General features: G+C 63.8%; 20 protein-coding genes. 11 read left to right on the forward strand and 9 right to left on the reverse strand.

What is annotated here, in order from left to right:
* Complete coding sequence (iolB, locus tag JOE60_RS04690) at positions 1-894, reverse strand: 5-deoxy-glucuronate isomerase (RefSeq protein ID WP_167264492.1); 894 nt, start codon at positions 892-894, stop codon at positions 1-3.
* Positions 895-911: 17 nt separating this feature from the next.
* Positions 912-1,652: a GntR family transcriptional regulator gene (locus JOE60_RS04695; protein WP_167264493.1), complete on the reverse strand. Its 741-nt coding sequence runs from the start codon at positions 1,650-1,652 to the stop codon at positions 912-914.
* A 301-nt stretch (positions 1,653-1,953) separates the two neighbouring features.
* On the opposite strand from JOE60_RS04695, the gene JOE60_RS04700 reads away from it, so the two are divergent.
* From JOE60_RS04700 to JOE60_RS04715, 4 genes are all read left to right on the forward strand, one after another.
* Positions 1,954-2,955, forward strand: a complete 1,002-nt coding sequence (locus JOE60_RS04700; protein ID WP_167264494.1) for a substrate-binding domain-containing protein — start codon at positions 1,954-1,956, stop codon at positions 2,953-2,955.
* A gap of 61 nt (positions 2,956-3,016) precedes the next feature.
* Positions 3,017-4,060, forward strand: a complete 1,044-nt coding sequence (locus JOE60_RS04705) for an ABC transporter permease (RefSeq protein WP_167264495.1) — start codon at positions 3,017-3,019, stop codon at positions 4,058-4,060.
* A gap of 15 nt (positions 4,061-4,075) precedes the next feature.
* Positions 4,076-5,002, forward strand: a complete 927-nt coding sequence (locus tag JOE60_RS04710; protein ID WP_167264496.1) for an ATP-binding cassette domain-containing protein — start codon at positions 4,076-4,078, stop codon at positions 5,000-5,002.
* Positions 5,003-5,087: 85 nt separating this feature from the next.
* A complete protein-coding gene (locus JOE60_RS04715; RefSeq protein WP_167264497.1) occupies positions 5,088-6,113 on the forward strand; it encodes a Gfo/Idh/MocA family protein in 1,026 nt (341 codons plus the stop codon).
* Between the two features lie 203 nt (positions 6,114-6,316).
* On the opposite strand, the gene JOE60_RS04720 is transcribed toward JOE60_RS04715, so the two are convergent.
* The gene (locus JOE60_RS04720) at positions 6,317-9,232 is read right to left on the reverse strand and encodes a chitobiase/beta-hexosaminidase C-terminal domain-containing protein (protein WP_338112521.1); all 2,916 of its coding nucleotides are present in this window, start codon (positions 9,230-9,232) and stop codon (positions 6,317-6,319) included.
* Between the two features lie 204 nt (positions 9,233-9,436).
* On the opposite strand from JOE60_RS04720, the gene JOE60_RS04725 reads away from it, so the two are divergent.
* Positions 9,437-10,576, forward strand: coding sequence for an LOG family protein (locus JOE60_RS04725; RefSeq protein ID WP_167264498.1), 1,140 nt, complete (start codon positions 9,437-9,439; stop codon positions 10,574-10,576).
* A gap of 6 nt (positions 10,577-10,582) precedes the next feature.
* On the opposite strand, the gene JOE60_RS18295 is transcribed toward JOE60_RS04725, so the two are convergent.
* The 4 genes from JOE60_RS18295 to JOE60_RS04740 form a co-directional block, all read right to left on the reverse strand.
* The gene (locus JOE60_RS18295) at positions 10,583-10,735 is read right to left on the reverse strand and encodes a matrixin family metalloprotease (RefSeq protein WP_338112540.1); all 153 of its coding nucleotides are present in this window, start codon (positions 10,733-10,735) and stop codon (positions 10,583-10,585) included.
* Positions 10,736-10,737: 2 nt separating this feature from the next.
* On the reverse strand, positions 10,738-11,394 hold the full coding sequence (locus tag JOE60_RS04730) for a hypothetical protein (protein ID WP_239528814.1): 657 nt from the start codon (positions 11,392-11,394) through the stop codon (positions 10,738-10,740).
* Between the two features lie 251 nt (positions 11,395-11,645).
* Positions 11,646-12,536 carry a matrixin family metalloprotease gene (locus JOE60_RS04735; protein ID WP_314322925.1) on the reverse strand — a complete coding sequence of 297 codons (891 nt, stop codon included), beginning with the start codon at positions 12,534-12,536 and terminating at the stop codon, positions 11,646-11,648.
* Positions 12,537-12,702: 166 nt separating this feature from the next.
* Positions 12,703-13,854, reverse strand: coding sequence for a VIT1/CCC1 transporter family protein (locus tag JOE60_RS04740; protein ID WP_167264499.1), 1,152 nt, complete (start codon positions 13,852-13,854; stop codon positions 12,703-12,705).
* A 216-nt stretch (positions 13,855-14,070) separates the two neighbouring features.
* Between JOE60_RS04740 and JOE60_RS04745 the strand changes: the two genes are divergently transcribed.
* A complete protein-coding gene (locus JOE60_RS04745; RefSeq protein WP_167264500.1) occupies positions 14,071-14,262 on the forward strand; it encodes a hypothetical protein in 192 nt (63 codons plus the stop codon).
* Positions 14,263-14,354: 92 nt separating this feature from the next.
* On the opposite strand, the gene JOE60_RS04750 is transcribed toward JOE60_RS04745, so the two are convergent.
* The gene (locus JOE60_RS04750; protein ID WP_204814835.1) at positions 14,355-15,890 is read right to left on the reverse strand and encodes a sodium:solute symporter family protein; all 1,536 of its coding nucleotides are present in this window, start codon (positions 15,888-15,890) and stop codon (positions 14,355-14,357) included.
* A 262-nt stretch (positions 15,891-16,152) separates the two neighbouring features.
* On the opposite strand from JOE60_RS04750, the gene JOE60_RS04755 reads away from it, so the two are divergent.
* Entirely contained in the window at positions 16,153-16,728 is a 576-nt protein-coding gene (locus tag JOE60_RS04755; protein ID WP_167264502.1) for a helix-turn-helix domain-containing protein, read from the forward strand.
* Positions 16,729-16,774: 46 nt separating this feature from the next.
* Here the strand turns inward: JOE60_RS04755 and JOE60_RS04760 are convergent, their stop codons facing one another.
* Complete coding sequence (locus tag JOE60_RS04760) at positions 16,775-18,748, reverse strand: APC family permease (RefSeq protein ID WP_167264503.1); 1,974 nt, start codon at positions 18,746-18,748, stop codon at positions 16,775-16,777.
* Positions 18,749-18,965: 217 nt separating this feature from the next.
* On the opposite strand from JOE60_RS04760, the gene speB reads away from it, so the two are divergent.
* The 4 genes from speB (at position 18,966) to JOE60_RS04780 (ending at position 24,546) form a co-directional block, all read left to right on the forward strand.
* Positions 18,966-20,036: an agmatinase gene (gene speB / locus JOE60_RS04765; protein ID WP_167264504.1), complete on the forward strand. Its 1,071-nt coding sequence runs from the start codon at positions 18,966-18,968 to the stop codon at positions 20,034-20,036.
* On the forward strand, positions 20,033-21,739 hold the full coding sequence (locus JOE60_RS04770) for a thiamine pyrophosphate-binding protein (RefSeq protein ID WP_167264505.1): 1,707 nt from the start codon (positions 20,033-20,035) through the stop codon (positions 21,737-21,739). Before speB ends, JOE60_RS04770 begins: the two co-directional genes overlap by 4 nt.
* A 195-nt stretch (positions 21,740-21,934) precedes the next feature.
* Positions 21,935-22,417, forward strand: coding sequence for a MarR family winged helix-turn-helix transcriptional regulator (locus JOE60_RS04775; RefSeq protein ID WP_167264506.1), 483 nt, complete (start codon positions 21,935-21,937; stop codon positions 22,415-22,417).
* An 8-nt stretch (positions 22,418-22,425) separates the two neighbouring features.
* Positions 22,426-24,546, forward strand: a complete 2,121-nt coding sequence (locus JOE60_RS04780) for an MFS transporter (protein ID WP_167264507.1) — start codon at positions 22,426-22,428, stop codon at positions 24,544-24,546.
* Position 24,547 lies beyond the last annotated feature (1 nt).

Raw genomic sequence — 24,547 nt, forward strand, 5'->3', positions numbered from 1 at the left:
TCAGGCGCTGAACGGCAGCCTGGGGTCCACGTCCTGGCCTTCCCAGGTCTGGCGGATCCAGCCGTGGTGGGGGTCATCGCTGATGAGCCAGTCACGGACGCGGCCGGGGCCGGCCATGACATTGAGGTAGTAGAGGTCGTAGCCGGGGGCTGCCATGGCTGGTCCGTGCCAGCCGTAGGGGACCAGCACAACGTCCCCCGTCCGTACTTCCGCGGAGACATCGATCGGCCGGGAATCCGAGGCGTACACGCGGGCGTGGCCGAAAGCGTCGGCGTCGGCCGGGGCGGGGGAGCCCTGGGCCACCCGGGTTTCGAAGTAGTAGATCTCCTCCAAGCTGGTCTCGCCTTCTTTTTCCTCGTCATGCTTGTGGGGAGGGTAGGAGGACCAGTTGCCTGCGGGCGTGATGACTTCGCAGACAATGAAGCGGTCCGCTTCCAGCGCAGCCGGTGTGCCGAAGTTGTGGACCTGGCGGGAGCAGTTGCCCGCGCCGCGCAATTCAACCGGGGTTTCAGCGGCGGTGATCAGCCGGGTGGGGTACGACGCCTTTGCCGGGGCGGTCGCGATAGCCACCCGGCCGCCGTCGTTCGATGTGATGGTGACGGCCTGGCCAATACCCGTGTACAGGACGTCGCTGGGGCCGTGGAACACCGACTGGCGTCCCGCAAGGCTGTACTGGCCGTCGTCGAGCGTCACCGTGAAGGAACCGCTCAGCGGCACCACGATTCGTTCTTCAGGATCCGCAGGAAGTTCGACGGCGGCACCGGCAGCCAGCGTTGCCACCTTCAGTCCCGTATGGGCCCAGCCGTCAACCGCGAGGGTGGAGTCGGAGGTGCCCAGGGAAATGTCCCAGGTGTTGTCGGAGGCGGTTCCCAGTGGGTATACCCAGTTGGCCATCAGTTCTTGTCCTTGCGTCAGCGTTGTACGAGGGTCATTTCAAAGCTGTAGGAGTCTGCGCGGTACACGTGGTGTCCGGTTTCCACCATGCGTCCGGTGTCATCCACTGCCGTGCGTTCCATGGTGACCAGGGCGGAGCCCACTTCTGTTTCCAGGAGCGGTGCCTGGTAGTCGTTGGCGATCATGGCGCCGATCCGTTGCGAAGCCAGCCGGAAGTTCACGCCGCCGCGCCGCAGGATGGCGTAGAGGCCTTCGCTGGCGAGCAAGGCCTCATCCATGCCGGTGATATCGTCGCGCACCCAGTTCTCCATGAGGGCCAGCGGCTTGCCGCCCACCTTGCGGAGGCGGGTGAAGTGGTACACCTTGGAACCTGCCGGGAGCTGGAGGGCAGTGAGGGTGGCTGCGTCGGCTTCGATGTGCGCGAAGCTCAACACATCCGTGGTGGGCTTTTTGCCGTTGTTGCTGAGGTCGTCGAAGAGGCTGGAAAGTTCCAGGGGCCTGCGGACCTGGCTGGACACAACCTGCGTACCCACGCCCCGCTTACGGACCAGGAGCCCCGCGCGGACCAGTTCATCCATGGCTTTGCGCATGGTGGGGCGGGAGAGGTTGAGCTGCGCTGCGAGGTCGATCTCGTTGTCCAGCCGGCTGCCGGGTTCAAGGATGCCGTTATGAATTGCGGCCTCGATGCCCTGAACCACCTGGTGGTAGAGGGGCACGGGGGACGAACGGTCGATGCTGAGGCTGAGTTGGTTCGCCACTGGTTTCTCCTTGACGCCTGGAAAGACCGGCCGGGAGCGGGTTTCGGCTCCTCTGCCGGATGTCTGGCATGTCCGTTCATGTTCGCTTGATAGGACATACTGCCTTTTGATGATAGCAGCCGAGGTGCGGCCGTCAATGAACGGCAATGGAGACCTTTCGCGCTAAAGATATTACGTAAAAACATCCTAATGTCAGGACAAACTATTGACAAAGTGTGAGGGGAGTCACCATGATCTGAGTAGCAGCTGTTCCGGACACGAGTCTTCCGGATACGCGAAGCTGAGATCAAAGGAGATAACGGTGGCAAAATTCTCGTGGCGCAAAGCGGCGCTCGCCGCAGCAGTGGTTCCCCTCATAGCACTGAGCGCCTGTTCGAGCCAGGGCGGCAAGCCTGCAGATACCGGCGGCGGTGCCGCTGCCGGACAAGCAGCCAGCACACCACGCATTAAAGTTGCCCTCATTACCCACGCCGCCCCCGGCGACACTTTCTGGGACATCCTCCGCAAGGGTGCCGAAGAAGCTGCAGCCAAGGACAACGTGGAACTGCTTTACACCTCGGATCCCGAAGGTGGGCGTCAAGCCCAGCTGATCCAGCAGGCCATCGACCAGAAGGTTGACGGCATTGCCGTGACCCTGGCCAAGCCGGATGCCCTGAAGGATGTCCTCAAGAAGGCGGAGGACGCAGGAATCCCTGTGGTCAGCCTGAACTCCGGTGCCGACGTCTGGCAGAAGGTGGGTGCTTTCACCCACTTCGGCTCGGATGAGAACCTCGCCGGAGCAGCAGTGGGAGAGAAGCTGGCGTCCATGGGCGTCAAGAACCCCATCTGCGTGATCATGGAGCAGGGCAACGTAGCCCTGGACTCGCGCTGTGCAGGCGTCAAGTCGAAGATCCCCTCCACGGAGAACCTCTTCGTCCAAGGCACTGACATGACCCAGGTGTCCTCAACTGTGACGGCCAAGTTGCAGGCTACCCCCAACGCCGACGCCATCATCGGCTTGGGTGCTCCGTTCACCCTGACTATCCAGAAGGCCGTGGAATCGCTGAACCTGAAGGACAAGGTCAAAGTGGCCTCGTTCGACATGAACGGCGAGTTGGCGCAGTCGATCATCGACGGCAAGGTGGCCTTCACTGTGGACCAGCAGCCGTGGCTCCAGGGCTACGGTGCGGTTGACGCGCTGTGGCAGGTCAAGCGCGGCGGCATCCACGTAGGCGGTGGCCTTGCGGTGCTGACCGGTCCATCCATCATTGACCAGTCCTCTGCATCCGACGTCCTCAAGTTCGCCAAGGAAGGCATCCGCTAAGGATTTCGGTTCGCCGGTCCGGGGCTTCGGCCCCGGACCGGCACGAAGTAGGAGAAACACCATGACACAAACAGCCGTTCAGACCACAGCCCGTGATGAGCGCGTAGGCCGGCGCAACCCGCTGCAGAAGCTCCTTGGCAGGCCCGAGGTCGGTGCCCTGGTGGGTGCCGTAGTCCTCTTCATTTTCTTCGCGTCGGTTTCACAGACGTTCATCCAGCCGGCGTCAATCGCCACCGTCCTTTATGGAAGTTCCACCATCGGCATCATGGCAGTGGGAGTATCGCTGCTGATGATCGGTGGGGAATTCGATCTTTCCACCGGTGTTGCAGTCATCAGTTCAGCACTCACTGCTTCCATGTTCAGCTGGTACTTCTCCGTGAACGTCTGGGTGGGGGTCCTGCTGGCCCTGGTTGTTTCCCTGGGCATTGGCTTCATCAATGGGTGGATCCTGATGAAGACCAAACTTCCCAGCTTCATCGTCACCTTGGCCACGTTCCTGATGCTGACGGGCCTCAACCTTGGCTTGACCCGCATGATCGGCGGCGGCGTATCGTCCCCGTCGATCTCCACCATGGACGGCTACAAGTCAGCCCAGGCAGTCTTCGCCTCGTCCGTGAGCCTGGGCGGCGTGGAAATCAAAATCACCGTGTTCATCTGGATCGCCCTAGTGGCCGTGGCTTCGTGGGTCCTTCTGCGCACCCGTGTTGGCAACTGGATCTTCGCCGTCGGCGGAGATGACAAAGCCGCCCGCGCTGTGGGCGTCCCGGTCACCAAGACCAAAATCGGCCTGTTTATGGCAGTGGGCTTTTGTGGCTGGATCCTGGGTATGCACAACCTCTTCGCCTTTGACGCAGTGCAGTCCGGCGAAGGCGTGGGCAACGAGTTCCTGTACATCATCGCCGCAGTGATCGGTGGCTGCCTCCTTACCGGTGGCTATGGCTCCGCCGTGGGTGGCGCCATCGGTGCCTTCATCTTCGGCATGGCCAACAAGGGCATTGTGTACGCACAATGGAACCCCGACTGGTTCAAGTTCTTCCTGGGCTTGATGCTGCTGCTGGCCACCATCGTCAACCTCGTCGTCAAACGCCGTGCGGAACTGAAGTAGAAGGGTAGCCGCATCATGAATGCCAAAGAGATCGACCAGCAAACCTTGCTCAGGAATGAAAAGGACCCGCTGACCCACACGCCCGTGCACCTGCTGTCCTTGGAGAACGTGGGAAAGCACTACGGCAACATCATTGCCCTCCGGGATGTGACCATGGCCGTAGACAACGGCCGCGTCACCTGCGTCCTGGGCGACAACGGCGCCGGCAAATCGACACTGATCAAAATCATCGCCGGTCTGCACCAGCACGACGAAGGCACGCTGAACATCATGGGCGACCCCAGGAAGTTCTCCTCTCCCAGGGAGGCCCTGGATGCCGGCATCGCCACCGTGTACCAAGACCTGGCCGTGGTCCCGCTGATGCCCATTTGGCGGAACTTCTTCCTTGGCTCCGAGCTCACCAGCGGTTTTGGCCCGTTCAAGAGCATGGACGTCCAGAAGATGAAGGACATCACGCTCAAAGAACTGGCCGAGATGGGCATCGACCTTCGCGATGTGGACCAGCCCATCGGGCAGTTGTCCGGCGGCGAGCGCCAGTGTGTGGCGATCGCCCGTGCTGTGTACTTCGGCGCCAAGGTGCTGATCCTCGATGAACCCACGGCCGCGCTGGGCGTCAAGCAGTCCGGCGTCGTGCTCCGCTACATCCTGCAGGCCCGCGACCGGGGCCTGGGCGTCATCTTCATTACCCACAACCCGCACCACGCCTTTCCTGTGGGGGACCGGTTCCTGCTGCTCAAGCGTGGTAAGTCAATTGGTTACTACGACAAGAAGGACATCACCCTGGATGAGTTGACGGCCCAGATGGCCGGCGGCGCTGAACTGGCTGAGCTGGCCCACGAGCTGGAGCAGCTGGGCGGCCACTCCGAAGCCCTGAAGGAAGTGAAAGCCGAGGTTGCAGACGTTGCCGACGCGGTTCCAGAGGCCACTGCCAAACGGCACTGAGTTCCTCCGCTGACAGGCCCCGGCAGATGTCCATCGGCCGGGGCCTCTTGTTCGTTGTCCGTGATGTAAGGGAAGTGGAAAAGCCATGAGAGAAGTAACCCTGGGCCTGGTAGGCGTCGGCAGGATCGGCGTGATGCACGCGAAAAACATCAGGGCGCTCAACGGGCAGCTGGACCAGGACGGTATCCAGGTCCGGCTGAAGCTCACGGACGTGGCAGCAGACCACGCCCGATCCGTGGCTGCAAGCGTCGGCGCTGAGTTTGTGGGATCCGTGGAGGAGCTGATCGCTTCCGGCATTGACGGGCTGGTCATCGCTACGGGCACGGCAACCCACCCGGACCTCATCCGGGCAGGAGTGGACGCCGGCGTCCCGGTGTTCTGCGAAAAACCCGTGGCCGTGAACGTGGCGGAGTCACTGCCCGTTCTGGGGTACATCAGCGAGAAAGCCGGAGTGGTGCAGATTGGCCACCAGCGCCGCTTCGACGCCGGCTACCTGGAAGCGAAACGTGCTTACGATGCCGGTGAGCTGGGCTGGATCCACTCGGTCCGGGCCGTTACGTGCGACATGACCCCGCCACCCGTGGAGTTCCTGGCGTCCTCGGGCGGGTTGTTCAGGGACTGCTCCGTCCACGACTTCGACATCCTCCGCTGGCTCACCGGCAAGGAGATCGTGGAGGTGTATGCCAAGGGGTCCAACAACGGCGATCCCGCCATTGGCGGGGTAGGCGACGTGGATACCGCGTTGGCAGTGGTGACGTTCGACGACGGGACGGTGGGGACAGTCTCGGCCAGCCGTTACAACGGAGCCGGCCATGATGTACGGCTTGAGCTTCAGGGCTCCGATGGTTCGGTACTCGTGGGCATGGACGAGCAGATGGCCTTGCGCTCGGCCGAACCCGGCGTCGGTTTCCCTGGTGGCCCGGCGCACAAGACCTTCGCGGAGCGCTTCGACCAGGCCTACCGGTCCGAGATCGCTGCCTTCGTGGAGGTGGTCCTTGGCCAGCGCAAGAACCCCTGCACGCCGGAAGATGCTGTGGCGGCCTCGCGGGTTGCCGATGCGGCGCAGGAGTCCCTGGAGACCGGGGCCGCGGTCCGCGTCCGCCTCTCCTGACGCTCTCTCACATCCCGACGCGTTTCCACCGTTCCTCTCTCACATCCCGACGCGTTTCCACCGTTCCTCTCTCACATCCCCCAAGAGAAAGCCCGACGCCGGCACTCACCGCGAGTGCCGACGTCGGGCTTTCTTCAAGGTGGCTGACGCGGACCGAAGAGTCTGGGGGAAAACTCCAGCCCGCGCCAGGTTCATGGGGTTGGCTAGGCGATGATCCTCATCGACTGCCAACCGGTACCCAGGCTGGTGGGCGGCACATTGCTGAGCGTGCCCCCGCCGGTTCCGGGGTAGAGCCACAGGGTGTCTCCGATACGGCCCAGGACGTCGTTGGCGCCGTCACCGCTCAGGTCCCGCGGGCCGGCCAGGGCGGTTCTTGTTGCCCAGCCCGTTCCTATCTGCGTCCATTGCAGGAAGCCCCCGGCGCCGTCTCCCGGGTACAGCCATAGTGCGCCGGTATCCGCACGCCGCGCCAGGACGTCGCCCTTGCCATCGCCGTTGAAATCTCCGGTGCTGATGATGGAATTCATGACGTCCCAACCCCAGCCCACGGTGTAGGGGGTGCGTTGCCCGCCGGTCCCGTTTCCTTCGTAGAGGCGCAGCTCGCCGTTGCTGCGCCGGCCGATGAAATCGGGGATTCCGTCGCCGCTGAAGTCGCCGGGGGAGAAGAGCTGGGTCATGGTGCTCCAGCCGGTGCTGACCTGCTTGCGTGCACCGAAGCTGCCTGCGCCGTCACCCGGGTAGAACCAGAGCACATCTCCGGCGCGTGCCAACAGGTCAGGTTTGCCGTCCTTGTTGAAGTCCCCGGGGGTGATGGTGTCCGTGATGCCGGACCACGCGGGTGCAGGCAACGCCACCTGGCGGGGCAGCAGGCCACCGGCGCCGTCTCCGGGGTAGAGGTACAGGTTCCCGGCGGTATCGGCCGCGAGGACATCCGACTTTCCGTCACCGTTGAAATCGTGCGACGACGGCGGTCCGGCTGCGGGAACGGTGTAGGTCTGTGTTCCCACGGCGGAGGTGTTGCCGGCCGTGTCCACCCCGATGTACTTGAGCACCAGGGTGGAGCTGCCCATGGTGATGGGCCCGGTGTACTTGATGTTCGTTGCTGATTCCGTGGCGGTGGGAGTGCTGCCATTGGTGGTGTAGTAGATGGCGGCAGGCTCGTTGGCGGTCAGGGTGATGGTGGCTCCGCTGGCCAGGGCACGCCCGGTGGGGTTGGGCGTCACCGTGGGCGCGGTGGTGTCCGGCGGTGCTGTGTACGTTTGCGTCACGACGTCCGATACGTTGCCGGCGGTGTCACGGGCGAAGTACTTCAACGCCATGGGGCCGGGACCGTTGTAGGGGATGGCCGCTGTGTAGACCAGTCCGGCCGTCAGTGGATCGGTGCCGTCGGTGGTGTACCGGATTTCGGCGGGTTCGTTGGCGGTCAGCGTTACCTTGCTGCCTGGCGCCAACTGGCCTCCCACCGGGTTGGCGGTGACCACCGGCTTGGTAACGTCCGGGCCCGTGGAGTAGGTCTGGGTGACCACTGCGGACGAGTTTCCGGCGGCATCCACCGCGAAGTACTTCAGGGTCAACGGGCCACTGAGGGTCAGCGGAGCGGTGTATTTGCTGCTGGCCGTGGTGGGCGTGGTGCCGTTGACGGTGTAGTAGATGGTGGAGGTCTCATTGGCGGACAGGGTGACTGTCTGCCCGGAGGCGTAGGTCCCGCCGGCGGGTGTGGCGGTGACCACCGGAGCCACGGTATCGGTGCCTAGGAAGGCTTCGAATTCGGCCAGGCCCGCGTTGGTGGTACTGGCACTGACCGAGGTGATATTCAGGCGAACGGAGCTCACGGTCCTGGCAGGAAAGTTGATGGTGAGGCCGGATCCGTTGTTGGGAAGGGCCGGCACGGGAACCGTGCTGCCGTCGGAGAACTGCAGGTTGCCGCCGGTGATCTGGTCGGTGAGGAGTGGCCGGTCGGCGAGGTTGACGGCGCTGATGGTCTGGGTGGGGGAGAAGTTGTACTGGATCCAACTTCCTGCCTTTTCACCGGCCGAGACCCACTCGCGGTTGGCGTCCATGGGGGCTCCCCATGCGTAGCCGTCCCGTGCTTTCTCCGGGCTCTGTGCAGCCGCTTTCTGGGAGGAGGCCGTGACCGTTGCGCCCGCGGCCTTGGCAGCATTCCCGGTCCACTCGATCGCCGTGATGTACTGCCGTTTCAGCCACTCATCGTAGGGCGAGTCCGGACATCCTTCTCCGGGGCTGCTGCAGATGTACATATCGAAGTCTGAGAAGCGCACAAAAGTGTCCACTTTGGCGTTCAGCTCAGCGCCGGTGACATTCTGCGGGTACTCGTCAATGACATAGGCGTCATAGGCCGAGGACGTGTGGGGTCCCGTGTAACTGCGGGTTGCAAGCTGCGCGAACTTGGCCGTAGCCCAGTGGTCGCTGTGGTCATAGGGATTGTTGAAGTTGCCGGTCCAGTCCTGCGAGCGGAAAGTTGTGGGTTGGAAATTGGCCACCAGCCGGTTCAAGGCGGTTTGGAACTGGGACTTGGTGAACGTTGCCGCGTTGTCCACCGGCCTGATGCTGGAGAGCCGCCCGTCCCACAGCTTCAGGATGCTCTGGGCGTTGTAGGCTGCGCTGCCGTCACCATCCGGGAAACCATCCGGCAGGCGCATGAACACCACCGAAACGTTGGGGGCCCCGTTGAGGGTCTGCTTGGTCAACGGACGGTTGGGAACCCCGGCATCCGAGGTTGTCCAGGAGTCGGCCACGCCCGCCATTTTCGCGTAGCTGGCGCGAATGCCGGCTTCCAGGCCCCTCCAATACGAGGCACCCTCGCCGGCTTCCCCGGCAGTGGTGAACACCGTTTGGACGCACCGTTTGGCCTGGATGTCCCGCATGAAATCGGGGCTGAGGAACAGCAGGTCATCGTCGGTGTGCGCCACCACCTGCATGGCTCCGCCCGTGCCGGGACACGGCGGAACGGCCGCGGCTGCCGGGAGGGCTGTGGTGGCGATGAGCCCACCAGCGGCCACGGTGATGCCGAGGAACATACCCACAACCCGGCGGCGCAAGCCACGGGCGGGCGAAAGGGAAGGAAGGTGACGACGGGTGGCTGAATTTGGACGGTCCACAGCAATGCTCCTCGAGCAACTGTTGGGCCCCCCAGCCGGCAAACTAAACAACGCCGCGTGGCGTCATACTTTCGGTGTTGCCTGTCCTGCTCCAAAGGCTCTGGAGCGGTGCACTGATGGTTAATGTACTCCAACCCCCCGCCGCTGAAAAGGGTCTTTCCATGCTTCCCGCTACACCGGGGTGCCCAACACTACGCTGGGATCATGAATCGTTCCGGAGCGTTGAATCCCAGCCCGCGGACACTGGACATCGGCAGCCTGGCGCACTTCCAGCAATTGGTAGGGCAGGGAGCCGCCACCATGCACGGGTGGCACGCGCAGTCGCTGGACCTGCGCGGGCACTCCCGGGAGCTCAAAGCACTCAACCCGCAGGGCGCGGTTTTCCTGGGCTGCACCTTTGACGACGGCGTGGAAGAGAGCCTGCGACGCCGCGGAGCACTGATCTTTCCCAAACTGCACGGCATCCCCTTCGACCCCTACCGTGGCGGCCTTTACACCGCCGCCGAACTGTATGCGGACATCTCCTCCACACCCTACGAATCCACACCTGACGCACAGATCTACCAATGGAGCATCCTTCCAGGCCAACGGAAGAGCCTGGACGCCACCCTGGCAGCAGCCCTGCACGATCACGCCATCGGTGATGCCCTGGACGAGGCCCTGGACCATGGCGCATTCTCCGGCAGCCGGCTGGTGGGAGTGATGGGCGGCCACTCCGCCCAGCGGGGAGCGCAGGACTATGCCGATGCTGCCCGCTTGGGCCGGCTGCTTGCCCGGGACGGTTTCACGGTGGCTACCGGTGGTGGGCCGGGGGCCATGGAAGCGGCCAACATGGGCGCCTACCTCAGCGGAACACCCGACGCCGGATTCGCCGCCGCCCTGGATGACCTCGCCACAGTACCGGGGTTCAGGCCGTCAGTGTCGGCTTGGGCGCGCAAGGCCGCCGCCGTCGTCGAACGCTACCCGCAGGGAACCCCGACGCTGGGCATCCCCACCTGGTTTTACGGGCACGAACCTCCCAACCTGTTCTCAACCCACATTGCCAAGTACTTCGCCAACGCTGTCCGGGAAGCAATCCTGCTGGAACTGTGCAACGGCGGGATCGTCTTCCTGCCCGGAGCTGCGGGGACGGTCCAGGAAATCTTCCAGGACGCCTGCGAGAACTACTACGGAACGCCGGAGACCATCACACCCATGGTCCTGGTGGGACGTGGATACTGGGAGGAGACACTGCCGGCGTGGCAGATGCTCACCAGTTTGGCCGTCAACAAACCCATGCAGGACCGGATCTTCCTGGTGGACACCGTGGACCAGGCCGTGGATGTCCTCGCCCGGCAGGGGTGAGATCCCTCAAAAATCCTTGCTGCAGGGGCCTTGGCCAAGCTTCGCCAAGCCCGTGAGGTCACCGGACGCATAATCCTGGACCCAAGAGGCCTGATCAAACATCAGCTGCCGGGGGTCGTCCACGTGATCCAGGCCAACCACGTGCCCCAACTCGTGCATGATCACCGCGGTACCCGTCTCCTTCCCGCCCGGATTCTCCACGATGCCCGCGAACTGGGGCGCGTCCAGGGAAACCGTTCCCGTGACATACGCTTAAAGCCATTGCTCAGGCCAATGGAGGAGCTGCCGCCCAATCCCACGGTTTGGCCCGCCAGCCTGGGCACCTGCTCCGGGGTGGTCCATGCGATCAGGACCGGCGCCCACCGGTCCCCGTATCTGGAAGGCTGGTAGCCGGGCCGGTTGACAGTGGGGGCTTCGGTGCTCGGCCCGTCATAAATGAACTTCAGCCCGGTAGCCTGGCCCGTCCTTCGTACCGCCTCCTCCACCATGGCTTGCCAGGAAGGGTCAGCCAGCTCCGCGTTCACCACATAGTGGATGGGCCGGCAGGGCGAATAGGCCAGCGGCGTTCCGTCCTCCTTGAGGGACAGGAACCTGTAATCGTTGCTGGGCTTGCGCAGCGGTGCGGGCGCGCCCAGTGGTGCATCCGCTTCCTCCAAGCCGGGCGGCGGGTCCTGGCGCTCGCCGAAAGGGACCAAACCCGGGCGGGCTTCCTGGCCGCGGGTGGCCGCGGAACCAGTCAGCATCTGCTGCAGTTCACCGCTGAAATAGGCTCCGGCGCACACCAGGCCCAGGACGCCGAAAAGGAAAACGATCGCCACGATGCTGGTGTGCTTGATCGGTGCCCGGACGGGAAGAGGCTCCGGTGGGCGGGTACTCGGCGGAAGGTACCCGGGCCGTGGAATATCAGGGCGTGACCATCCCGGTGGCCGGCCAGGTTCCATGGAACCCCCTGACGTTGAGGCTGCGGCGGGTGGTGGGGCGCCGCCGTCGGCCTTCACCGTCAGCATAGGTCCGCCGGGCCGCCCAGTCCATGGCGGCCCGATCTGCGGGCCTGCGTGTTCGTTCCGGACTAGATGTCCTTGCGGCAGGGAGCAGAGGACAGAAGATGCAACCCGGTGAGGTCGCCCGCTGCCAGTCCGTCCGGAGCCCCGATCTCCGGGTACATCAGTTGGACTGGATCGTCCACATGGTCCAAGCCCATCACATGCCCCAGTTCGTGCTGCATCACGGCCAGCACGTAGTCCGCACCGTTCGCGGCCAGGAGCTCGGCCACCTGCGGGGTGTCCAGCTCAAGGTTGCCGGTGATGTAGCTTTTGGGGCCGTTGTTGAGCGAGTACGTGGTACTTCCGCCGGTACCGATCACGGTCCCTTCCAAGGCCGGCGCCACCGAGGGCGTGGTCCAGGCGATCAGGAGGGGTGCCCAGCGGTCACCGTACTTATCACGTTGATAGGGTTCGCGGCGCTCCACGGGCTGCTCATCCGTGGTGCCATCGTTGACGAACCGGATCCCGGAGGCCGCCGAGATGTTGGCGATTGCCGTGGACAGCAATTCGTCCGATCCGGCAGGGGCATTGGCGTTGTTGACCACATAATGCAGCGGACGGCAGGGGGAGTAACCAACGGGAGCGCCGCCGTCGTTGGTCGCCAGGAACTTGTAGGAGTCATTGGTGACGGCGGGCGCTGAGGGGGTGACCAGCGGCGAGTCCTCCTCCTCCAGCCCGGGCGGCGGCGCGTCAACCGCTCGTCCGGTTTTGGCGGCACTCTGGCCGGCAGGTGCTGCACCCGGCAGCCCGGCCCCCGGGAACAAGGCCGTGATCCGCGGATCACCGTGCAGGTAGCCGCTCACCAGGACTGCCACCACCGCGGCAACGCCGGCCAGCAGGAGGCCGCGGAGGATACGCAACGATGTACCCGAGCGGCGGTGCTTGGGCGCACGTGCCTCTACCGGCTCCGGGTCCACGGTTCTCCATTCCTCACGCCTGCTCGCCAAATGCCTGCCCGCCTCATGCCGGATCGAGCCGTGCTTGATCGAGCCGTGCTTGATCGAGTCGAGCGGGGCAGCCGGGGAGAACGAACCAACAGTACGGGCTGCTGTGGGAACCGTCCAAACCTGGACGATCGGAGCTTTAGACGATCGCCGCGCCGAACAGCAGCCCCAGCCCGTAGGTCGCCGCAGCAGCGCCCAAGCCGATCGCCAGTTGGCGGAGCCCACGGCTCAGCGGGGACGTTCCGGACAGGAGTCCGACGACGGCGCCGGTCGCCAACAGTGCGATGCCCACCAGGACACCGGCCACCATCAGCGCAGCCACACCCGTCATCCCGAAAATGAAGGGCAGAATGGGCACGATCGCACCGGAGGCGAAGAAGCAGAAGCTTGAGAGTGCTGCTCCCCAGGCCGAGCCCACAGACTCGTGATCGTCCACATCCGGCCTCTCCGGCTGGAGCGACAGGCTGGGGTCGCAGTCACAACTGAACAGTCCCATGCGCTCGGCGGCACGGTGTTCGGCAGCCTCCTGGGTCATGCCGCGGGCCCGGTACACCAGCACCAGTTCGTTGTGTTCGATATCCAGCGACGGTGCAGCGGTCAGCGTGGCCTGGGTTGGCAGGGTGGCGTTGAGAAGTTCGCGTTGGGACCGCACCGAGACGTATTCGCCCGCACCCATGGACAAGGCACCGGCAAGAAGGCCTGCCACGCCGCTCATCAGGACCACCGGGCTGGGCACGCCGGTGGCGGCCATGCCCATCACCAGGGACAAGTTGCTGACCAAACCGTCGTTGGCGCCGAAAACTGCTGCCCGGAAAGTTCCGGACAACCTGTTCCGTCCCCGGGTGGCCAGGCCGCGGACCACTTCTTCGTGGATTTGCTCGTCGGCCACCATGGCGGGGGTCGCAGCGGGCTCGGCACCGTAGGGGGACCGGCCTTCCGCGCGCTGCGCCAAGGCCAGGACAAACACGGAACCGAAGTTGCGTGCCAGGAAGCCAAGGAATTGGCTGCGGGCTGATGCTGCCTTGGGCATGCCGGCGTGTTCGCCCAGCAGCTTGAGCCAGTGGGCCTCGTGGCGGCCCTCCGCCTCGGCCAAGGCAAGGAGGATCTGGCGCTCTTCGCCGTCGCGGCGTTGGGCCAGTTGGCGGTATACAGCAGCTTCTGCCCGCTCATCGGCCAAGTACTGGCGCCAGCGCCTGATGTCCGACGACGACGGATCGTTGGCTTCTTCTGTGGTGGGGGTTTCTTCCCGGTCCGGGCTGGGTGTGGTGGAAGATTCCGGGTGCTTTTGCACGTTTTCTCCTGTGCTTGATGGGCTGGTCACGGCCCCATTGCACGCCCTACTGTACCGCTTATTTCCGGGGTTTTTTGGCTGGTATTCCTTAGCAGGAATGTTCGGCGCACCTTAATTTTTTGCCCCCTTGACCCACGCTGGACCGGGTGCCCAAGATGGAAGGACAGGAGGCGGGGAGTCCTCCCCGCCCGCGGACCTTGGGACGGAGGTTGCACCATGAACACCACCGAATCACACGCCAACCATCCTGTGCGGACCACTGTGGAATCCGACCCTGCCTACGACTACGCCGAGGACCAGGAAGTGGATGAACCCTGGGTGGAGGAAGTGGATGCGCCGGAGGACGACGACCGCGCGGTCCCGCTGGACGAGGCCGAGGAATTCCGCGGGGAGGACCGGGACGACTGACTCAATCCTGGGAACGGCGTCCCAACAAAGAAGGCGGCGCCACCCCCGCAAGGGTAGCGCCGCCGTCGAGCGTTGCTGTTGAGTCGTGCTTGTTACTTGTGGCTGCCCACCGGATGCGCTTCCGGCGGGAGCTCCTCTGAAACGGCGCCGGCAACCCGGGCGTCCCAGGCTGCGCGGACCGCAGCATCGGTGGGCGGGGTCAGCAGGGACACAACCACGTACACCAGGAACGACGCCGCAAGGCCGTAGTAGATCGGTTCGTTGGCGTAGACGCCGTCCTCGCTGGGAATCGCGCCCACTGCGAACATGATCAACAGGGCCAGGGTCAGTACGGAGCCAACGGCCATGGACCATGCAGCCGCAATTCCGGTTCCGCGCTTCCACACCAGTCCACCCAGGATGGCTACCAGCAGGCCGCCCACCAGGATGTCGTACGCGATGGTGAGGGCCACCACCACGTCCTGCGCGGCCATGGAAATGAGGACTGCCACAATGCCCAGGCCGAGGACCCAGTAACGGTTGGCCTTGACGTCGTGCTCCGGGTTCTCGGTGTCATCGGTGTTGATGGTCTTGCCGAACCAGCTGGCAACAAAAGGAACGACGTCGGCGCGGGCCACCGTCGCGGCGGCGATCAGGGCGCCGGAAGCCGTGGACATCATGGCAGCAACTGCGGCAGCCATGACCAAGCCACCGATACCCACCGGCAGGATGTGCGTGGCAACTTCGGCGTACACCACGTCCTTGCCCAGATTGGCAACATCAATGTCCGGGAGCGCCACGCGGGCGGCCAGGCCAATGAAGGCGCCTGCGATGCCGTAAAGGATGCAGTAGATACCGGCGGTTGCGCCGCCCCAGCGTGCCACCGTGGGGGTCTTGGCGGTGAAGACCCGCTGCCAGATGTCCTGGCCGATCAGAAGGCCCAGTGTGTAGACGACGAAGTAGGTGATGATCGTTTGGATGCCGATGCCGTCGATCTGGAAGAAGCTGTCCTCCAAACGGGCACGGATGCCGTCCATGCCGCCGGCTGCGTTCATGACGAAAGGCAGCATGAGGAAGAAGATACCCACGGTCTTGATGATGAACTGCACCTGGTCGGCCAGGGTGATGGACCACATGCCGCCGATGGTGGAGTAAACCAGCACAATGGCGCCGCCGACGGCGATTGCGAGCCACCGTTCCCAGCCGAAGAGCACCACGAAGATGGTGGCGTAGGCGCCGGTGGAGGTGGCGCAAAGCATCAGGGTGTAGGCCAGCATCACGATGCCGGAGGTCTGTGTGGCCTTGCTTCCGTAGCGAAGGCTGAGCATTTGGGAGACCGTGTAGATCTTCAAGCGCTGGATGGTTCCCGCGAAGAGCAGGCTCAGGAGGAGGACGCCGGCGCCGATGGCCACCACCAGCCACATTCCGGAGATGCCGAACTTGTAGCCCAGGCCAACACCGCCGACGGTGGAGGCGCCACCAAGGACCACGGCGGCCATGGTTCCGGTGTAGAGGAAGGGGCCCAAGCGGCGGCCGGCCACCAGGAAGTCGCTGTTGTTCTTGGTGCGGGACTTGCCCCACCAGCCGAACGCCAGCATGGCGATCAGGTAAACCACCACGATTGCGATGTTTATTGCCGAAGATTCCATGAACGGTCCTTGGAGCTGATGCACGGAGCGGGGAATTCCGACGATACTCCGCGAAGGGGGTCGAAGTCTCCGTGCTGATGATGGGAGATGGGGATTCGTATGCCTGAGAAGCAACACTTGTTGCCCCTGAGGATATGTTGTGACCGGAGTAACAGTCAAGAACGCGAAGTCACGGTTCGGCAGTTTCTGGCGGCCGGACGGTGCCGTCCGGCTACTATTGCTCCAATGACAGGGCCACATGACAGGCCTGAAAGGTTCGTGAATGAAGGCTCTCCCCGTTGAACCAAGCAACGTCCCTGTTGCCATCGGTTCCAGAATCCGTGCGGCCCGGCAGGCGCAGCGGCTCACCATTGAACAGGTCGCGGACGCCACCGGGCTGACCAAGGGTTTCCTCAGCAGGGTGGAACGGGACCTCACCTCTCCGTCGGTGGCCTCCCTGGTGACGCTGTGCCAAGTACTCTCCGTCTCCGTGGGTGACCTGTTTGCCGCACCGGAAACGCACCTGACCAAACGTGACGATGGCCCACGGATTTCCCTGGGTGGCCAAGGCATCGTGGAGAGGCTGCTGACGGCCCGCTCCGAACGCCGCCTGCAGATACTGCAAGCCACCATCGAGCCCAGGGGTCGCGGGGAAAACGAGCTCTATGCGGTGGATTGCGACGTGGATGTGCTCCATGTGGTGAAGGGCAGGCTCAAGCTCATCCTGACCAACGAGGAGTACGACCTCGAGGAAGGGGATACCCTCTCCTTCCCTGGGCGCGAACCGCACACCTGGATCAACCCCACGGACCAGACCGTAGAGGTGCTCTGGATCCTGGTTCCGGCAGCCAGCCGCTAGGGGCGTCTACTTCCAGCGAGTGGAGCGCGGCGCAGCGGAGGCCGCGTCAGCCCACGTGGACCCAAGGCCGGCGCGTGATGTCCGGCTCGGCTTCCCGGAGCACCTCGCGGGTGACGGGTGCAATTTCCCCTTCTCCGAAGAACAGGAATTTGCTCAGGTTGGAGATCGGGTTGCCCTCGGTCCAGCGGAAGTAGATGTGCGGCATGTAGCCGGTGACGTCGCGGATGTGCAGGAGTACCGCGGCCAAGGTGTTGGGCACGTTGTTGCTGTGCACTTCAAGGATCTTGAAGCCGTGCCGTTCCTTGCCCACCACCTGCAGTTCCTGTTCGAAGTCCGAGCTGTCGTCCACGATGATCTCGATGAACAGCGCGTCGCAGTCCACGGGCAGATGGTTGGCCTGCTGGGCGTGCTGGAGTTTCTCGCGGTACCGGTCGGCGCTGAGACGCTTGGGTTCGTGGGCAATAATCCGGACCGGCCCCTCGGCTGCATCGGCAGTGAACTCCAAGGCTTTCTGATCCATTTTGATGTAGGTGGCCCGGAGCTCAAAGGCCCTCCGCATGCGGGAGATGAAGCTGACAACCATGATGGCCAGGATGAACAAGGCAGCAATTTTCAGGCCGTCGGGGCGCTCGATCGAGTTGACCACCGTGGTGTAAATGAAAGCCAGGGAGATCACTCCGAAGCCGATGACCTGTGCGCGCTGCTTTTTGCGTCGCGCGGAGAGTGTCACGGCGATCGACGCGGAGGTGATCAGCACCAGTACGCCGGTGGCATATGCGCCGCCCTGGGCGTTGACGTCTGCTTTGAAGATGATGGTCACAATGAAGGCGATCACCGTGAACACCAGCACCAGAGGCCGGAGCGCACGGGCCCAGGCGGGAGCCATGCCGTAGCGGGGAAGGTACCGCGGGACCAGGTTCAGGAGCCCTGCCATGGCGGAGGCGCCGGCGAACCAGAGGATGGCAATGGTGCTGACGTCGTACACCGTGCCGAAGCCATCGCCCAGGTATTTGTGGGCCAGGTAGGCAAGGGCACGGCCGTCGGCTTTGCCTCCGGGCTGAAACTCCGCAGCGGGGATCAGCATGATGGTGGTGAAGCTGGAGGTGATCAGGAACGAGCTCATGATGATCGCGGCGGTGGTCAGGAGCTTGTGGGCCCCCTTGATCCGCCCCACCGGGTTGGCGTCGGTGTCTGAGGGGCTGCCCTTGATCTGCGGCATCACGGCCACACCGGTTTCAAATCCGGACAAGCCCAGTGCCAGGCGCGGGAACACCAGCAACGCCAGCGCCACCATCATGATGGGGTCTCCGTGGGAGGTGGTCAGGGCCGTCCACCAATCGGAGATGACGTGCGCTTCGGTAAAGACGTGGCCGATCGCAATGACAATGACCACCAGGTTGAGCGCCAGGAAGGCCGCCACCAACACCACGGCAACGTTGATGGCCTCTTTGAAGCCCCGCAGGAACACGATTCCCAAGCCGGCGATCAGCGCGAGCGTTATGACCACCTGCTGGCCCTCGAGGAAATCGGGGGCGAACGGATTCTCAATCAGGTGGGCCGTGGCATCCGCGGCGGAGAGGGTGATGGTGATCATGAAGTCTGTGGCGGCGAATCCCAGCAGCGCCAGGACAAAGAGTTTGCCGCCCCAGCGGGGGAGGAGCCGCTCCAGCATGGCAATGGAGCCTTCTCCGCGATGGCTCTCCCTGGCCACCCTGCGGTAAACGGGCAGTGCGCCCGCCAGGGTTGCGACCACCAGGAGCAGCGTAGCCAGCGGGGACAGGAGACCGGCGGCCAATGCTGCGATGGCCGGTTGGTAACCAAGGGTGGAGAAATAGTCCAGGCCCGTGAGGCACATGACCTTCCACCAGGCCTGCGGCTTGTGCGACTCGGAGGGGCGGCCGTGTGGACCCTGCTGCTTGCCCGAGGTGTCCGGCATTCCCTCAAGGAGCCAAGCCTTGAGTTTGAAGGAATTCTTGGGCCGGTTGGCCGGGTCGGCCGGAGGCCTCGACAGGGTGGTCACGGTGTCCTTTCGCGCAGCATGGTGCTGCTTCCGAAAGGAGCGTATGGCCGCTTACGACGCCGGGACCCGGGTTTTTATGGAATCTTAACGCCCGCTGTGACCGGCGTCTCAAACGATTGCCCATGTTGTAAACATGTGATGCATATAAGGCAACTTAAAGTGTATGATGGGTGTCACAGTTACTGATTCACCCCGATCCACTAAGGAGTGGCGCACTTTGGAAGAGCTCCGCATTGAGGCCAACGGCAACCTTGGCCCTATCGATTCGTCCCGTATCCCGCGTTACGCAGGAGCCGCCACATACGCCCGTCTTCCCCGGCTGGACCAGGTCTCCAAGGCTGACGTCACCGTTGTTGGCGTCCCCTTCGACTCCGGCGTTTCCTACCGCCCGGGCGCGCGATTCGGCGCCAACCATGTGCGTGAAGCCAGCCGACTGCTGCGCCCTTACAACCCGGCATGGGACGTCAGCCCGTTCGAGAACATCCAGGTTGCCGATGCCGGTGACATGGCCGTGAACCCGTTCAACATCAATGAAGCCATTGAAACCATCCAGCAGAACGCCATGGACCTGACGGCCAACGGCAGCAAGTTGGTGACCCTCGGCGGAGACCACACCATTGCCCTCCCGTTGCTCCGCGCGGCCGCCGAGCGTGCCGGTGAGCCCATCGCCATGCTGCACTTTGACGCGCACCTGGACACCTGGGACACCTACTTCGGTGCCGAATACACCCACGGCACCCCCTTCCGCCGCGCGGTGGAGGAAGGCATCCTGGACACCGAGGCCATCAGCCACGTGGGTACCCGCGGCCCGCTGTACGGCAAGAAGGACCTCGACGACGACCACCGCTTCGGCTTCGGAATTGTCACCTCCGCTGACGTTTACTACCAAGGCGTCCTGGAGACCGTGGCCAAGATCCGTGATCGCATCGGCAACCGCCCGCTCTACATCTCCGTGGACATCGACGTCCTGGACCCGGCCCACGCACCCGGCACCGGCACCCCGGAAGCCGGCGGCATCAGCAGCCGTGAACTGCTGGAGATCATCCGTGGCTTCCGTGGCATGAACCTCGTGGGTGCGGACATCGTGGAAGTTGCTCCTGCTTACGATCATGCCGAAATAACCGGCGTTGCCGGCAGCCACGTGGCCTACGAACTCGTGACCCTCATGGCGGACAACGCTGTGGAAGGCGACCGCCGCGGCACCCCCAACGGCTACGCGCAGCAGGCCCTCGGTGCACGCCTGGAAGAAGTAGCCCAGGCAACCGGAACTGCAGGGGACCGGCGATGATCGACGTCGAACCTGGCGCCGCAGCCGGTACCACGGACTCCGGTGCCAACCAGCGCAACGGCGGGGACCTCGTAGTGGAGACCCTCGAAGCGCTGGGTGCCAAGACGGTCTTCGGTATCCCCGGCCAGCATGCCCTGGGTCTTTTCGACGCGATGGGCCGCGGCAACCTGCACTTTGTTTCCTCGCGGGTGGAGAACAACTCTGCGTTCGCGGCGGACGGCTATTCACGTGCCACCGGCGAGGTAGGAGTCTTGTTCCTCAGCACGGGCCCCGGGGCATTGACGTCCCTGGCCGGGTTGCAGGAGGCGTACGCTACCGGTGTTCCCATGGTGGTTGTGGCCAGCCAGATCCCGCTGGACGGCCTGGGCGCGCGCCGCAAGGGCATGCTCCACCAGCTTGATGACCAGAAGGCCTCGGCGGCAAACGTCACCAAGAGCCAGCGGTTGATCCAGCACGCCTCCGGCATTCCGTCCGCCATCCAGGACGCCTGGACCGAAGCTATCTCCTCGCCGCAGGGGCCGGTATGGATCGAAATCCCGCAGAACGTCCTCCTGGATCCCATCATGGTCCCGCCGGTTGAGGACGCGCTCGCTGAAGCGTTTGATAACCCGCCGCGCGTCGAGTTGGTCCGGGAAGCCGTGAAATGGCTTTCGACGGCGGAACGTCCGGCGATCATCGCCGGCGGCGGTACGCGCCGTGGCCGGGCTGAGAAGTCGTTGCTCTCGATTGCCGAGCAGCTGCGCGCTCCGGTTATCTGTACTCCTGGTGGCAATGGTGCGTTTCCGTGGACCCACGAGTTGTCCCTGCAGTCCTGGATTGAGGACCGGTACATGACCGATGTCCTCGAAGACGCCGACGTCCTGATCGTCATTGGCTCGTCCTTGGGTGAAGTGACGTCGAACTACTTCACGTTCGAACCCCGCGGCCGCATCATCCAGATTGACGCCGAGCCCCGTGTCCTGGAATCCAACCGGCCCGGACTTGGCATCCGTGCCGATGCCGGGCAGGCGCTGGCAGCCCTGGACGAAGCCCTCACGGCAGCGGGTGCCGCCACCGCTGCGGAGCGTTCCTGGCACGGGACCAGCCCGGAGGACGTGGTGAAGGACTCCCTGGCCAAGGTCAAAGCGCGCCTGGAGTCGCAGGACCTGGCCAAGGAACTGAAGTTCATGGCGGACATCCGTGAGGCTGTTCCCGCCGGCATGCAGACGTTCTGGGACATGACCATTTCGGCGTATTGGGGCTGGTCCTGCTGGGACGCCCGCGATGGGCAGTTCCACTCCGCCCAGGGCGCCGGCGGCCTGGGCTACGGTTTCCCGGCAGCAATTGGTGGTGCCGTGGGGCTGGAGACCACGGGCAAGCCGAGTCGTGTGCTCGCAGTATCCGGTGACGGTTCCTCCATGTACTCCATTTCCGAACTCGCCACCGCCAAGCAGCACAACGTCCCGGTGACCTGGTTGATCGTGGACGACGGCGGATACGGCATCCTGCGCGAGTACATGGTGGGTGCCTTCGGTCAGGCCACGGCCACCGAGCTCGCCCGCCCTGACTTCGTGAAGCTGGCGGAGTCCTTCGGCGTCCCGGCCCGCCGGGTATCCCCGGAGGAAGTGGGGGACGCCCTTAAGGAGTCATTCGCCGCGGACGGTCCCAACGTCGTCGTGGTTGAAACGCTCCTGAAGATGTTTGCCCCCACCCACCTGGACTAGAACCCACAAAAAAGCCCCCGCACGGTCATCCGTGCGGGGGCTTTCTGCGTTGTGAGGCCCGCTCTGCGCCCCAAATCGGGTGAGTCGGGCGCAGAGCGGGCCCCGCAACGACGGGAGGCGACTCCATCTTTAGTTTCCCAAAGCAATCAATCTGGGTTATAGTTGCTTTAGGCAAACAAAAAAGGGGTGTTGTCCATGTCCGTCGGTTCGGCCACAGCCACCGATCTTGTCCATCAGATTTTCGACCTGCAACGGACGCTGCGCTGCGTGGTGACGGCGCATATGGCGAAAGTTCCGGACGTTGGAATGGCCGTGCAGGGCGTCATGAGGTTCATTGGCGAGGGGGAGACCCGCGCAACGCACCTGGCCACCCGGTTGGGAGTCAGCGCACCGGTCCTCAGCAGGCACGTCGCTGAACTGGAAGACCTGGGCTTCGTGATCAGGCGTCCTGATCCAGCGGACGGCAGGGCGCAACTTTTGGCCCTCACTGAAAAAGGTGCAGCAAAACTGCACGAATTCGAAGAACAACGCAGCGTGAGACTGCGCGATTACCTGGCGGATTGGAGCGAGGCTGACGCCCTCGAGGCCTCCCAGGTGATCAACAAACTCACGGAGTCCCTCAAAGACTCAATCCGGGCAACGGCGGCCGGCTCCATCACAACAAACCAGACAGCTTAGGAGCCAGCATGGCGAAACCAGCAGTTCAGAACCCGACGGCGGCTGATGCCACCTCAAGCAAAGCCGCCGCACCCATGACTCACCGGCAGATCATGGAAGCCCTCACCGGGCTCCTCGCGGCCTTCTTCACAGCAATCCTCAGCAGCACCATTGTTGCCAACGCGCTTCCCACCATCATGTCCGAGCTCAAGGGCACCCAGACGGACTTCGCGTGGGTGATCACAGCAGCGCTGCTGGCGAATGCTGCCACCACCCCCATCTGGGGCAAGCTCGCGGACCTCTTCGACAAGAAGGTCCTGGTCCAGCTGAGCATCGTCATCTTCGTGGCAGGTTCCGTGATGGCGGGCCTGTCCGAGACCATCCCGCTGCTGCTGACCGCCCGCGTTATCCAGGGCGTCGCCATGGGTGGCCTCACGGCACTGGCCCAGGCAATCATCGGTTCCATGATTCCGCCGCGTGACCGTGGCAAGTACTCCGGCTACATGGGTGCAGTCATGGCTGTTGGTACAGCCGGCGGCCCACTGCTGGGCGGTTTCATCGTTGACAGCCCGCTGGGCTGGCGCTGGACGTTCTTCGTCTGTGTTCCTTTGGCTGTTGTGGCGCTCATCCTGCTCCAAATCACCCTGAAGATCGAGCACATCAAGCGTCCGGCAAAGATCGACTGGCTGGGCTCCATCCTGCTGACCTCCGGCGTGAGCCTGCTCCTGATCTGGGTCTCCTTCGCAGGCAACCCCGATTACTACGACTGGGTTTCATGGCAGTCGGCCCTCATGGTGGGCGGCGGCGTTGCACTCTTGGCCCTCCTGGTCTTCGTTGAAACCAAGGTTTCCCAGCCGATCATCCCGCTCAAGATCATCTCCGAGCGCACCACCGCCCTGGCTATCCTGGCCTCTGTTGCCGTGGGTATCGCCATGTTCGGCTCCTCAACCTTCCTGGGCCAGTACTTCCAGGTTGCCCGCGGCGCAACGCCCACCGAGGCAGGCCTGCTGACGCTTCCCATGATCGCCGGCAACCTCATTGGCTCGGTGGCCTCAGGTATCCTGATCAGCCGCTTCGGCAAGTGGAAGAGGTTCCTGGTTGCAGGATCGGTCCTGTTGATCGGCGGCCTGGCGTTCGCCGGAACCATGGACCACACCACAGAACTGTGGATCGTCGCCATCTACACCGGTGTGTTCGGACTGGGCCTGGGCATGCTGATGCAGAACCTCGTGCTTGCCGTGCAGAACACTGTGCAGGCAAAGGACATCGGAACTGCCAGTGCCTCGGTAGCCTTCTTCCGTTCCGTGGGTGGAGCGATTGGCGTCTCAGTACTTGGCGCCATCATGTCCAACCACGTCAAGGACTTGGCCGTTGAAGGCATGGCAGCTGCCGGTATCCCGGTCCAAGGCGGTTCCTCCGGAGCCAGCATGGACCTTAAGGACCTGCCCGCCCCTGTTGCCGACATCATGCGTGCCGCTTACGGTGACGCCACGGCCCAGATCTTCCTTATCTCCGCGATCATCGGCGTAGTGGCCTTGCTTTCCGTCCTGTTCATCAAGGAACGTCCGCTTCGCCGCACGGTTGATGCAGCACCGGAAAAGGACCTGATTGCCACCGCCTCCAGCGATGCGGGAATGTCCCTGGACACGGCTTCCATGGATGCTGTTGAAACGCTCGACGGCGGTGCCCGCGCCTCTGATGGTGGCGCCGGAACTGTGGATCCACAGCGCTTGGATGCACAGCGTGTGGATGCTCAGCGTTTGGTTGATGGGGCAAAAGCCCGGGCCAACGGTACTGACCGTCAGGAACCAAAGACCGACTCCGGCACGGACCTGGACCTCGAGTTCGCCCGCATCCTGACCCAGGAACGCCCGCACTCTGCCGCGGACGTCAAGGAAGTCCAGGAGCAACTGTCCCGGACCCAGTACGTCCTGGCGGAGCAGCAGTTGCAGCTCAGCCGTGCCAACGTTGAACTCCAGGCACGCCTTCGGGAGCAGCAGAGCATCGCCGAACAACAGGCCAACACAGCCGAAGAGTTGGCGGCAATCCGCAAGGAACTCAAGCGCGAACGCCGCCAGCAGGAACGCATGGCATTGATGCTCTTGCAGGGAGCAGAAAGCCGCGCAGACCACGGCAAGCATGCAGGCTGAC

This window comes from Paenarthrobacter ilicis (assembly GCF_016907545.1).
Classification (GTDB): domain Bacteria; phylum Actinomycetota; class Actinomycetes; order Actinomycetales; family Micrococcaceae; genus Arthrobacter; species Arthrobacter ilicis.